The 12564-nt window shown below is 66.6% G+C and carries 8 protein-coding genes and 2 pseudogenes; 3 read left to right on the top strand and 7 right to left on the bottom strand.

What is annotated here, in order from left to right:
• Positions 1-125 precede the first annotated feature (125 nt).
• Positions 126-1772: an acyl-CoA synthetase gene (locus RVF83_RS04960; protein ID WP_005193819.1), complete on the top strand. Its 1647-nt coding sequence runs from the start codon at positions 126-128 to the stop codon at positions 1770-1772.
• An 18-nt stretch (positions 1773-1790) separates the two neighbouring features.
• Here the strand turns inward: RVF83_RS04960 and RVF83_RS04955 are convergent, their stop codons facing one another.
• From RVF83_RS04955 to RVF83_RS04935, 5 genes and pseudogenes are all read right to left on the bottom strand, one after another.
• The gene (locus RVF83_RS04955; RefSeq protein ID WP_005193821.1) at positions 1791-3086 is read right to left on the bottom strand and encodes a competence/damage-inducible protein A; all 1296 of its coding nucleotides are present in this window, start codon (positions 3084-3086) and stop codon (positions 1791-1793) included.
• A 126-nt stretch (positions 3087-3212) separates the two neighbouring features.
• Complete coding sequence (locus RVF83_RS04950; protein ID WP_168432675.1) at positions 3213-4745, bottom strand: catalase; 1533 nt, start codon at positions 4743-4745, stop codon at positions 3213-3215.
• 94 nt (positions 4746-4839) lie between these two features.
• Positions 4840-6032, bottom strand: a pseudogene (locus RVF83_RS04945) (CaiB/BaiF CoA transferase family protein).
• A 10-nt stretch (positions 6033-6042) separates the two neighbouring features.
• Positions 6043-7738 (bottom strand): annotated as a pseudogene (locus RVF83_RS04940) (MDR family MFS transporter).
• Positions 7739-8002: 264 nt separating this feature from the next.
• On the bottom strand, positions 8003-8497 hold the full coding sequence (locus RVF83_RS04935) for a MarR family winged helix-turn-helix transcriptional regulator (RefSeq protein ID WP_005201642.1): 495 nt from the start codon (positions 8495-8497) through the stop codon (positions 8003-8005).
• Between the two features lie 168 nt (positions 8498-8665).
• Here RVF83_RS04935 and RVF83_RS04930 point away from each other — a divergent pair, with 168 nt between their 5' ends.
• Positions 8666-9082, top strand: coding sequence for a DUF5313 domain-containing protein (locus RVF83_RS04930; protein ID WP_039881303.1), 417 nt, complete (start codon positions 8666-8668; stop codon positions 9080-9082).
• A gap of 9 nt (positions 9083-9091) precedes the next feature.
• Here RVF83_RS04930 and RVF83_RS04925 read toward each other — a convergent pair whose 3' ends face one another.
• A complete protein-coding gene (locus tag RVF83_RS04925) occupies positions 9092-9928 on the bottom strand; it encodes an SDR family oxidoreductase (protein WP_005201640.1) in 837 nt (278 codons plus the stop codon).
• 268 nt (positions 9929-10196) lie between these two features.
• Here RVF83_RS04925 and RVF83_RS04920 point away from each other — a divergent pair, with 268 nt between their 5' ends.
• Positions 10197-11804, top strand: coding sequence for a GMC oxidoreductase (locus RVF83_RS04920; protein WP_039881302.1), 1608 nt, complete (start codon positions 10197-10199; stop codon positions 11802-11804).
• Between the two features lie 40 nt (positions 11805-11844).
• On the opposite strand, the gene RVF83_RS04915 is transcribed toward RVF83_RS04920, so the two are convergent.
• Positions 11845-12492, bottom strand: coding sequence for a TetR/AcrR family transcriptional regulator (locus RVF83_RS04915; protein ID WP_005201637.1), 648 nt, complete (start codon positions 12490-12492; stop codon positions 11845-11847).
• Positions 12493-12564 lie beyond the last annotated feature (72 nt).

The following is a 12564-nucleotide window of genomic DNA, read 5'->3' as shown; positions in this document are numbered from 1 at the left end:
CGAGCGGGTGGCGACCTACTCTGGCACCTGCATCGGCCATGGTGACGCCCGTGACCAACGTCGCGTCATCGTCGAGCCGACCCGAGGGCGCGGACTAGCGGCTCGGCCGCGAAAGGTGGGTGGACATGGTCTCGGTGACCGGTGCGGTCGGAACCGCCGTCGAACAGGTACAGGACGCCGTCGGCGCATTCAAGGTGCTCAGGCGTTCGGGTCTGCTGGACCCCACGCGACCCAAGGAGCTCCTCACAACGGTCAAGCGCGCGAAGATCATCGGGCCCTGTGCCTCGGTGGTGGCGCACGGTGCGGACGAGTACCCGGAAGCGGGTGCGGTCGCTGATGAGCGTGGCGAGCTGACCTATGGCGAGATCGATGCCAACGCGAACGCGTTGGCCAACCATCTACTCTCCTCCGGCGTCGAGCGAGGCTCGGTGATCGGCGTGATCGCGCGCGACCACCGAGGTCTGCTGACGACGATGAGCGCCGCGGGCAAGGCCGGTGTGCGGCTGGCCATGATGAACACCGGGTTCGGCAAGACCCAGTTCGTCGAGGTCGCCGAACGCGAGAAGATCGTCGCGATGCTCTACGACGAGGAGTTCACCGACCTCGCCGACGCCCTTCCGCCCGCGACGTTACGGATCGTGACCTGGGTCGATGGCGAGCGCCCGGTCCCCGAGGGGGTTCGTACCCTCGACGACATCGTCGCCGGCGGGGACACGTCCACGCCCGCGGAGCCGGACGAGTGGGCCGGACTCGTGATCCTGACGAGCGGCACCACCGGTCTGCCCAAGGGTGCGCAACGCTCCAAGTTGTCGCCGTTCTCCAGCGCCCTGCTCCTGGACCGGATTCCGTTCCCGCAACGGGGCACGATGGTGATCGTCTCGCCGATCTTCCACTCCACCGGCTTCGCACTCTGGGGTGTCGGCGCCGCTCTGGGAAACAAGGCCGTGGTCATGCGACGGTTCGACCCGGAGAAGACGCTGGCCGCGCTGGCCGAACACAAGGCGGAGGTGCTGGTCGCGGTTCCGACGATGCTTCACCGCATGGTCGCTCTCGGCCCCGACGTCATCAAGAAGTACGACACGTCCGCGCTGCGGATCATCGTGATCGCGGGATCGGCTCTGTCGCCGACGCTTTCGGAAGCCGTCCAGGACACCTTCGGTGACGTCCTCTACAACCTCTACGGGTCGACGGAGGTGGCTGTCGCGTCGGTGGCGCAGCCGAAGGAACTGCGGCTCGCCCCGGGCACGGTGGGACGGCCGCCGGTCACCAGCCGCCTCGCCCTGTTCGACGACGAGGGCCGCCGGATCACCGGAACAAATGTCCGCGGAAGACTTTTCGTCCGCAACGGTGCACCTTTCGAGGGGTACACCGACGGTCGGAACAAGGAGATCATCGACGGTTACATGTCGACCGGCGACATGGCCCGCTTCGACCAGCACGGCCTGCTGCACATCGACGGTCGCGACGACGACATGATCGTGTCCGGCGGGGAGAACGTCTATCCGCTCGAAGTGGAGAACCTGCTCGCCGAGCACCCCGACATCGACGATGTCGCGGTGATCGGGGTCGACGATGACGAGTTCGGAAAGCGGTTGCGCGCCTTCGTTGTCGCGGCCCCACACGCCGACCCGTCGCCCGACGACATCAAGGCGCACGTGAAGGCGCATCTCGCCCGATACAAGGTGCCGCGTGACGTGGTGTTCGTCGACGAGCTGCCGCGCAACCCCACCGGCAAGCTCGTCCGCCGACAGTTGCCGACGGGGCCGCTGTAGGTCTCGATCAGCGGGAGGTCAGCCGGCGGCCTGGTCTCGCTTGAGCTGTGCGACAACCAGATGCAGGGCGGCCGTGGTGGTGAGTGAGCGAACCCGTTCCCGGTCACCGGGGAAGCGACGCGTGACCGTGTAGGTGGGACGGCCCTTGATCGCGACGCCGAAGCAGACGGTGCCGACCGGCTTGGCCTCGGTGCCGCCGTCGGGGCCGGCGATTCCGGTGGTCGACACCGCCACGTCGGACTTGAGATGGCGGACGGCGCCCTCGGCCATCGCCGCGGCGACCTCTTCGCTGACCGCGCCGTGGGAGGCGATGAGGTCGGCGGGGACGTCGATGAGGTCGGACTTCGCATCGTTGGAGTACGACACGACGCCGCCCATGACGTAGGCGGAGGAACCGGGACGATCGGTGAGTCGAGCTGCGACGAGTCCGCCGGTGCAGGATTCCGCCGTGGCGATCAACCGACCGTCGAGCGTCGCGATGAGCTGGTCCTCGATGGTCGATCCGTCGGTCGAGAAGATCTGCCGCACATGGTGTTCGGCGAGGAATTCCAAGAGCCGACCGTAGGTCCCGGCGTCGGCGGCGGCGAACCGGGTGACCATGTCGAGTTCCCCGCGTCGCAGGCAGGTGGTGATCTCGAGGGCAGCGAAGCCGGCGATGGTCTTCTCGGCGCGGCGCAGGGTCTCGGCGAGCTCGGCCTCGTGCAGACCGTAGGCACGGATGGTCTCTTGCGTGAGGTCGTCGGCCCGGGACACCACGTCGGCGATGGCGGGTGAGGCGATCGCGGTCGGCCACATTGCCTGGAGTTCACCGGGCGGGCCGGGCAGGACGAGGATCGCCGGCACGGGCGGTGTACCGGGTGAGGCGGGAATGGCGACGCCCGGCGCCGTGCCGGTGGGCGGTATCGCCACGGCACCGGCGGGAACGTGGGCCTGCTTGCGGATTCCGATGCGGGTCGCGCCCTCGTCGAGGTCGACGGTGTCGGGTCGCCAGCGTCGGATGATGCCGGCGATGTGCTCCTCGAGAGCTGCGTCGAGCTGCAGGTCGCGCCCGCAGAACTCGGCGACCGTCGCAACCGTGAGGTCGTCGGCGGTGGGACCGAGACCGCCGCTGGTGACGATGAGATCGACCTGCTGGTCGGCGAGGAATCGCAGCTGGGCGGTGAGGTCGGCGGGTCGATCGCCGCAGATGGTGATGTGGGCGACGTCGACGCCGAGCGACAGCAGTTGCTCGGACAGCCACGGGCCGTTCTGGTCGGCGATCCGCCCGGTCAGTACCTCGGTTCCGGTCACCACGATGCCTGCGCGCACACTCACGGGTTCGAGCCTAGTCGGCGACTCCTCCGTGAGGGTGCCTGCTGTTTGGAACCGTACGAACTCAACTCGGCCGCCAGACTTCGATCGAAGTCTGGCGGCCGAGTTGAGATCTGGGAGTGAGGTTCGCTACGCCTTCTCGGCCTTCGCCTTCTCCTGCATCGACGACCGGGCCGGATTGGCCTGGTCATCCGCCTTGGGGTCGGACTCGTCCTTCTTCTCGGTCACGCCCGACTTGATTCGCGCACCGATGTCGGGATCGACGCGGTGCCAGTACTCGAACGCGCGCTGCAGCACGGGTTCAGAAACCCCGTTGAGAAGGTGGCCGACGACGTTGTCGACGAACCGTTCACGCTCGTCGTCGTCGAACACCTCGCGGACCAGCGTCCCCGCCTGACCCCAGTCGTCGTCTTCCGGATGATCGACGTAGGCGCTACGCAGGATCTCACCGTTGGCGGCCCACTGTGGTTCGCCCTGACCGGGATACAGCGCTGACGGCCCGCCCTTGGAGTTGGGCGCATAGACCGGGTCGGTGACGTTGTGGATGCGCATCGCGCCGTCCTTCGAGTACGAGTGGACCTCGTTCTTCGGCGCGTTGACCGGGATCTGCTTGTAGTTGCCGCCGAGACGGTGCCGGTGGGCGTCGGCGTAGGAGAAGACGCGTCCCAACAACATCCGGTCGGGGCTGAAACCGATGCCGGGCACGACGTTGTTCGGCTCGAAGGCCACCTGTTCGATCTGCGTGTGGTGATCGACCGGGTTGGTGTGCAGCGTCATCTTGCCGACGTCGATCAGCGGGTAGTCGCCGTGCGGCCACACCTTGGTCAGGTCGAATGGGTTGAACCGGTAACCCACCGCGTCGTCGAACGGCATGAGCTGGACCTTCAGCGTCCAGCTCGGATGGTTGCCGGCGTCGATGTTCTCGAACAGGTCCCGGGTGTGGAAATCGGTGTCGGCAGCGGCCATCTGATCGGCCTCGTGCTGCGTCAGGTGTTCGACGCCCTGGTCGGACTTGAAATGGTACTTGACCCAGTGCTTCACGCCTTCGGCGTTGACCCACAGATACGTGTGCGAGCTGTATCCGTTCATGTGACGCCACGTCTTCGGGATACCGCGGTCGCCCATCAGCCAGGTGACCTGGTGGGCGGACTCGGGCGACAGCGTCCAGAAGTCCCACTGCATGTCGTGGTCGCGAAGGTTGTTGTCCTGGCGACGTTTCTGGGAGCGGATGAAGTGCTGGAACTTCATCGGGTCCTTGACGAAGAAGATCGGCGTGTTGTTGCCGACCATGTCGTAGATGCCCTCGGACGTGTAGAACTTCAGCGCGAAACCGCGTGGGTCACGCCAGGTGTCGGGGCTGCCGCGTTCGCCGGCCACCGTCGAGAACCGTGCCACCATCTCGGTTTTCACGCCCGGCTGGAACAGTGCGGCGCTGGTGTAGGCCGAGACGTCCTCGGTGGTCTCGAACGTTCCGAAAGCGCCACTGCCCTTGGCATGTGGCTGTCGTTCGGGAATTCGTTCGCGGTTGAACTGGGCCATCTGCTCGATCAGGTAGTGATCGTGCAGGACGATCGGTCCTCCGGCGCCCACCGTCAGAGAGTGTTCGTCACTCCCGGCCGGCGCGCCCGAATCCCGGGTTGTGTAGAGCGAATCGTCGGACATATCGCCTCCGAGAGGTCGTCGTATCCGTGCAAGAAAACGCGGGACCCGAGGGCTGCAGGTCCGCTCAGCCGATCCTACGCTGAGCCGATCACCGTCAGGGCCGCTCGCCCGCGACGATGCCGAACTCGCGGAGCACCGTTTCGGTGTGTTCGCCCAGAGCGGGTACCGGTCCCATCGCGAGCTCGACGTCGTCGAACGTCATCGGCGGCAGCACCGCCTTGATCGGTCCGACCTCGGTGGCGACGTCGCGCCAGCGGTCGCGTTCGCTGAGCTGCGGATGCTCCACCACGGCCTCGAGGTCGCGGATCTCGGCGGCCGGTACACCTGCGTCGGCGAGGCGGCGGTCGAGCTCCGCGGTGGTGAACCGTTTGGTCTCCGCCGCGATGACGGCGTCGACCTCCGTTCGACGGGAGACGCGATCAATGTTGGTCTTGTACCGGGGGTCCTCGGCGAGGTCCGGGCGATCGAGCACGATGCGGGTCAGCGTGTCCCACCCGCGGTCGTTCTGGACTCCGATGAGGATGGCGCCGTCCTGGGGTGGGGTACTTGTCGTACGGCACGATCGCCGCGTGGCCGAGGCCGACGCGGGCGATCTGTGTGCCGCCGTAGAGCCGCATGTACATGGCGTGCCCCATCCACTCGACCGTGGAGTCGAACATCGACACCGACACCCGTGCGCCGATGCCGGTGGTGGCGCGGCGGAACAGCGCCGACAGCACCGAGGTGAGGGCGTACATCCCGGCGGCGATGTCGGAGGACGGGATGCCGGTCTTGGTCATGTCCTCGGGCGTCCCGGTCACCGAGATCAGGCCCGTCTCGGCCTGGACGAGCATGTCGTAGGCCTTGCGGTCGCGGAACGGGCCGGCGTCGCCGTATCCGGACATGTCGACGACGATCAGCTCGGGATGGTCGGCGCGGAGGGCGTCGGCGCCGAGTCCGAGGCGCGCCGCGGCGCCGGGGGCCAGATTCTGCAGGAAGACGTCGGCATTCGCGATCAGGGTCTTGATCGCGTTGCGGCCGGCTTCACTCTTGAGGTCGAGTTCGACCGATTCCTTGCCGCGGTTCAGCCACACGAAATGCGAACCCGCGCCGCCGCGCACGGCCGAGTCGTACTGCCGGGCGAAGTCCCCTTCACCCACGCGCTCGACCTTGATCACCCGTGCACCCCAGGTCGGCGAGATGCCGGGTGGCGAGAGGCGCGGCGACGGCCTGCTCGAGGGCGACGACGGTGATCCCCGCCAGAGGCAGCGGGGCTGAGTCGGCGGAGGGCGACTGGTCCGATTTCACCGGCCAAGAATCACCCGCGCCCGTCCGATTCGTCAATGAGCGCCCGCCGGCCGCGGTCGGCGTCCACCCCCGTGCCTTCGACTCCCGTGGCGTCGAACGTCTCGCCGGCGATGACCTGAGCGAACTCCTCGTCGGTCGAGGCGACGGCCGCCTCCGCGGCGATCCGCTGCTCCTCGCCGGTCAGGGTGTTGAGGGCGACCTCCTTGATGAAGAGGACCGCGATCGTGCCGACGATCGCCATCGCCATCGAGACCAGGAAAATCCGGGCCGTGCCGTCGCCGTACGCGCCGCGGACGATCGCCGCGATGGGTGCGGGCAGTTCGTTGAGGTTCGACAGACCCGCACCGCCCGAGCCGGATTGGGGTGATGCCGATCGCGCGCAGACCCTGACCGATGAGATCGGTGACGTGGTTGGACAGCACCGCGCCGAGCACCGAGACGCCGGCCGCGCCGCCGAGTGAGCGGAAGAACGTCACGGTCGAGGTGGCCGCGCCGAGGTTCTTCGGCTCCACGGTGTTCTGCACCGCGAGCACCAGGTTCTGCATGGTCATGCCCATCCCGAGTCCCAGGGCGAACAGGTAACCGCTCAGGACCGCCATGTTGGTGTGGGCGTCGATCGTCGCCAGGAGCCCGAAGCCGACCGCCATCGCGATCGAGCCGGCAACCAGGTAGTTCTTCCACCGGCCGTACTTGGTGATGAGGCGTCCGGAGAGGGTCGCCGAGACCACCGAACCGAAAACCATCGGGAGGGTCAGCAGGCCGGCTGCGGTGGGCGAGTAGCCGCGGGCGATCTGGAAGTACTGGCCCAGGAACACCGCGCCGCCGAACAGGGCCACGCCGACCGCGATGCTCGCGATGGTGGCGAGGGTGGTCGTGCGCTCCTTGAACAGGTGCAGCGGGATGATCGGGTCCTTGGCCCTGGACTCCACCCAGATCGCGACGGCGAGCAGGGCGAGTCCGAGTGCGACGAGACCGAACGACACGGCCGAGACCCAGTCGAAGTTCTTGCCGGCAAGAGTGACCCAGATCAAGATGACGCTGACGCCGCCCGAGATGAGCAGGGCGCCGGCGTAGTCGATGTACACCTTGCGTCGGACGACCGGCAGGTTGAGGGTGCGCTGCACGACGATCATGGCGATGACGGCCAGCGGGACGCACACGTAGAAAGTCCAGCGCCAACCGAGCCAGCTGGTGTCGACGATAACGCCACCCATCAGCGGTCCGGCGACCGTTGCGATCGACATGACGCCGGCGATGGCGCCCTGGTAGCGGCCGCGCTCACGCGGGCTGAACATCGACGCGATGACGATCATGACCAGCGACTGCATGCCGCCGAGGCCGAGGCCCTGGATCACACGGAAGCCGATCAGCATCGAGACCGAGGTCGACAGACCGGCGAGCATAGAGCCGATGGTGAACACGCCGAGCGACAACTGGACGAGGAGCTTCTTGCTGAAGACGTCGGACAGCTTGCCCCAGATCGGGGTGGCGGCCGTCGAGGCCAGCAGGGTCGCCGTCACGACCCAGGTGTACTGATCCTGGGTGCCGTGTAGCTGGGTGATGATCGTCGGCAGTGCGTTGGACACGATCGTGGCCGAGGTCAGGGCGACGAACATGCCGAGCAGCAGGCCGACCAGCGCGTTGATGCGCTGCTTGTGGGTCATCGGTGTGTCGACGGGTTCCACCTGTGGTGGGGACGTTGTCATACGGGGGTTCCTCCGGGGTCGTGCGTGCGCCGTGTGGACGGAGCCGGATGGCGGCGACCACAGAGCATCGACGGAGCGTGCTCGTCGAGCTCGTGGACACAGGTGCCGGGAAAGCTGGTGGAAACGGGGGTCCGGCATAGGCCGCCGCCCGTTTAGTTGAATGCTGCAACTATAGGACGTGAAAGGTGTAACGCGCAACCAACCGGGTTATTCCCGGCGCCCGGAATGCGGTGGGGAATTGTGCCGCCTGCCCGAACCGGCGCGTCAGGCCTCCGGGTCGACGACCGGGTCGTTGGTCGCCTCGCCGAGCCGGTGGAGCAGGCGTGTCAGGGTGCGGATGTCCTCGGGGTCCCACTGGGCCAGACGGGCTCGCCAGTCGGACACTGCCGAGGCGAGGACGGCGTCGACGCGTTCGCGTCCATGATCGGTCAGCGTGACCACGCGGGCCCGTGCGTCCCGCGGGTCGGGGTGCCGCTCGGCGAGCCCGAGCCGTACGACCGCGTCGATCTGCCGCGTGACTGTCGACTTCTCCATCCCGACGGCACTGACCAGGTCGGACATCGGCATCGAGTTGAAACGGGCGAGCACGGACATGAGTGGATAGCACGACGGATCGAGGCGGGAGTCGATCTCGCGGGCGCGCAGGCGGGTGCGGATGCGCCCGCGGCGCCAGAAGTCGGTCAGCTCGGCTTCGAGGCCCCCGATGGCGTCGGAATCGATCGGAGCGGGGGATTCGGCGGGGGTCGGATCCGAGCTCATGGTCGCGGAGTCCTTTCGCCGATTCACCGTGCCGAGACGCGGTCAGACTACCGACCGCAAAGTGTTCGGGCACACGCAGCCATGTCCGATTTGCCATGCTATGGGTTGCGGACGAACCGGCTGCGCGGAGTGTGGCCTGCGTCAACCTCTTTGGAGACGGCCTCCCCGATGGTGCACGATCGAAGAGTGAGCACGACAGAACGCACCACCCCGAACGCTGCAGAGTACGTCAAGTACTGCTACTGGGCGCCCCTGCCGAAGTCGATGACCGCCTGGGTCGAGAACGACCTCGCGGGGCCGGGTGCCTCGGTGCGCATGGTCGTGCGCTGGGCGATCCCGTGCATCGTCATCCTGCTGCCGATGCTCTTCGTCCCGGCGGACTGGGGCGTCCGGTTCACCATGACGGCGCCGATCCTCATCGCCTACCTCTTCTTCTCGATCGCCCTGAACCGCGTCTACCGCCGGCACCGGCTGGCCCAGCACGGGCTCAACCCCGACCTGGTCAACCGGCTCGAGCGCGAGAAGAACTCCGACCTCTACGACGAGTACCACCGCAAGTACCGCGGGGAAAATCGTCGTCGCTGATTTGCGAGATCAGTACAGGTAGTCCTCGCCACTCGCGCGCACGGTCACGTCCGAGAGGCTGATCCCCCAGGGTTGATCGATGACGTGGACGACGGCGTCGGCCAGATCCTCGGGAGTGATGAGCCAGTACCGGATCGAGTCCGCGTCGGTCAGTTCGGGCGGTAGTTCACCCTTGAGCATCTGGACTACGTGCTCCCGGTACGACGCCGCGCGCTGGCCGACGATGCCGCGGATCGCGCGATCGTTGACGATCCAGCTCGCCAGATTGGTGCCCGCGACACCGGTGGGCTTGACCGTGGTGACCTTGATCTTGCCCTTGGCCTCGATCCGCAACGAGTCGGACAACATGGTGACCGCCGCCTTCGTCGCGCTGTAGACGCCCGATCCCTCGAAGCCGCCGTTGCCGTAGATCGACGCGATGTTGACGACCTGCCCACGGCCCTGCGCGATCATCTGGTCGTAGACGGCGGAGATGCCGTTCACGACGCCCTTGATGTTGATGTCGATGGCCTTGTGCCACTTCTCCCAGGCGCGTTCGTGATCGGCGAAGAAGGCCAACGGCATGACGCCGGCGTTGTTGACGATGACGTCGATGGTCCCGAACTTCTCGACGGCGAGCGTTGCGGCCGACCGCATCTGAGCCATGTCGGTCACGTCTGCGACCTGCGCGACCGCCGAGCCGCCGGCGGCGAGAATGTCGTCGACAACGGCGGTCAGACCGTCGGTGTCGATGTCCACGCCGACGACATGGGCACCGCGCGAGGCACACTTCTGGGCGATGACCTTGCCGAATCCGCCACCGGCCCCCGTGATGATGATGGTCTTGTCTCGCAAGTGATCTGACATGCATCTCCCCCGCCGCGAATAGGTGCAGACCCATTGCCACCGATTCAGTCACATGACTGGAGCGTCTGTCAAGCCTTGCGGTGAGCTGATCAGAACGAGGGACGAAAACCGTTGTAGCCCTTGACAGGACTGTGTTCATGCCGAAGTCTGCTTCGGACGGCTGCATCTCGCAGGCGCCATCTTCTCCCGCTCGCGGTTCGAGAATGCCGTGAGTTCCCTCAGTGCATGCGTGTACGGGATCGTCTCGTGCACCGACGACAGGAGAGCCATGTCCGGGGCGTTGCCGACGAGACGAACCTTCCTCAAGGCTGCGGCGGTCACCGCGGCCGGCGCAGCGGGCGCGATCGCTGTGTCCGCGAACGGGACCCCGGCGTCGGCGGCGCCGGCGCGCCGTGTCCGGCGCACCCGGGAGGAGCATCGGGTGGTGGTCGTGGGCTCCGGTTTCGGTGGGGGTGTCTCGGCACTCCGCCTCGCGCAGGCCGGTGTGCCGGTCCTGATGCTCGAGCGGGGAAGAAGGTGGCCGACCGGACCGAACTCGGAGACCTTTCCACGGGCGTTGAATCCCGACAAACGCGTACTCTGGCACGAGTCCACGCCGAACCTGTTCGGCAAGCCGCTGAGTGTCGAACCCTATGTGGGACTGATTGAGTCAGTAACGGGTGCGAACATGACGGCGCTGTGTCCTGCTGGACTCGGTGGTGGTTCCCTGGTCTACCAGGGCATGACATTGCAGCCCAGTGAGGCGGTCTTCAACGAGCACTTCCCCAACGCTCTCGACTGGCAGCTGATGAACCGCGTCCATTATCCGCGGGTCGCCAAGATGCTCAAGGTCGCGGTGGCACCCGACTCGGTGGTGCGGTCACCGCAGTATCTGGCCCCGCGTCAGTTCGCCAAACGGGTTCGCGCCGAGGGACTCCCGCTGCAGAAGATTCCAATGCCCATCGATTGGGGATATGCCGAGGCGGAACTGCGCGGCGAGATGAAGGCGGCCTACTCCAACGGGGACGGTTCCTTCGGCGTGAACAACGGCGGCAAGCACAGCGTCGACGTCACCTACATCCGGCAGGCCGAGGCCACCGGGCTCGTGACGGTGCGGACACTGCACACCGTCCGGCAGGTCAGCAGGCGGAAGGACGGCAAGTGGTCCCTCCACGTCGAACGGACCGACGAGGCCGGAAAGGTGTTGGAACACAAGGAGATCATCACCAGGACACTCATCATGGCGGCGGGCAGTGTCAACACCACCAAGCTTCTCGTGCGGGCCCGCGAGGCCGGTACGATCAGCGACCTGCCCGATGGTCTCGGCCGCGGGTGGGGCACCAACGCGGACCGCATCTACACCTGGACCAGCCCGAGCATCGATTTCGGAGCGGTACAGGGAGGTCCGGTGGTGTACGGCAGTCTCAACTGGAGCGATCCCAAGAGCGCCTTCACCGTCGTCCAGGCCTCGATTCCCCCGATGCCGGTCTCCGCCAAGACCACGATGCTGGTCGGCTTCGGTGTCAGTTCCGGACGCGGTGTCATCTCCTACGACTCGAGGGCCGGCGACGCGATCATCAAGTGGCCGCACGAGGGTGACTCGGAGATACAGACCAAACACATCGACGGCGCGGTCCGCAGGATCGCCGGGCCCGACGCGATCCTCACCGACACCAACGCGTTCTTCCCGTCGACCTGGCACGCACTCGGTGGCGCCAACATGGGTACGGTCTGCGACCTCGAGGGGCGGGTCAAGGGACAACCCGGTCTCTACGTGCTCGACGGTGCGCTCATGCCGGGCACCACCGCGGCCTGCAATCCGTCGATGACCATCGCAGCGGTGGCCGAACGCGCGCTCGACCACATCGTCGCCAAGGACGTGGGTTCCACGATCTGACGCTTGGTGGCTCGCTTCGCTCGCGGTTTCCAGCGACGGTTCACTCAGAAGCGGGGAGGGTGACCGGAGCGAGCCACATCCCGGTGAGGGCGTCGACGACGATCTCGCACTGCTGCTGCCAGGGTGTGACCGGGTGATCACCGGACTCGGCGGCGCGCTCGAGGTCGGCCAGTGTGTTCACGATGATGTGACGCGTCATGTTGTTGCGCATCTCGAGGACGGGACCCGGGAACTCCGGCAGTGCGCCGTACAAGCCCGCGAGGATCGCCAGCAGTGGTCGGGACTCGCCCATCTTCTCGTACAGCAGGATGGTGGTAGCCGGGTCGCTGGACACGTTCGCGAAGAACCGCGCGAAGTAGGTCGGGGCACCGAGCCCGCCGAGATACTCGATCTCGGGGCACACCAGACACCGGATCCAGTCCCGTACCTCCGGGTTCGGCGTGATCGCGTCGAGTGCTTTCTGACGCAGTCGATCGATGGTGGCGTTGTGTCTGTCGAGGGTGGCCCGGATCAGGTCGTCCTTGGAACCGAAGTGATGGCCCACCGCATAGTTGTTGCCCTGACCGGCGGCTTTGCTGATCTGCCTGCTGGAGACCGCGGACACGCCGTGCAGCGCGATCAACTCCTCTGCCGCGCCGATCAGCGCCTGGCGGGTACGGGCAGACTGCTCGGTCTTCCCATCGGTCATGGGTAGATGATGCCCTACCGTGGTGGTCGTCCGGAGCACGGATCGTGACCTGTTGTCCCGGACCCGACGCGC

Origin of the sequence: Gordonia rubripertincta, assembly GCF_038024875.1 — a bacterium.
Lineage (GTDB): Bacteria > Actinomycetota > Actinomycetes > Mycobacteriales > Mycobacteriaceae > Gordonia > Gordonia rubripertincta.
The sequence above is the reverse complement of the archived record's forward strand: the minus strand, read 5'-3'. Positions and strand labels throughout refer to the sequence as shown.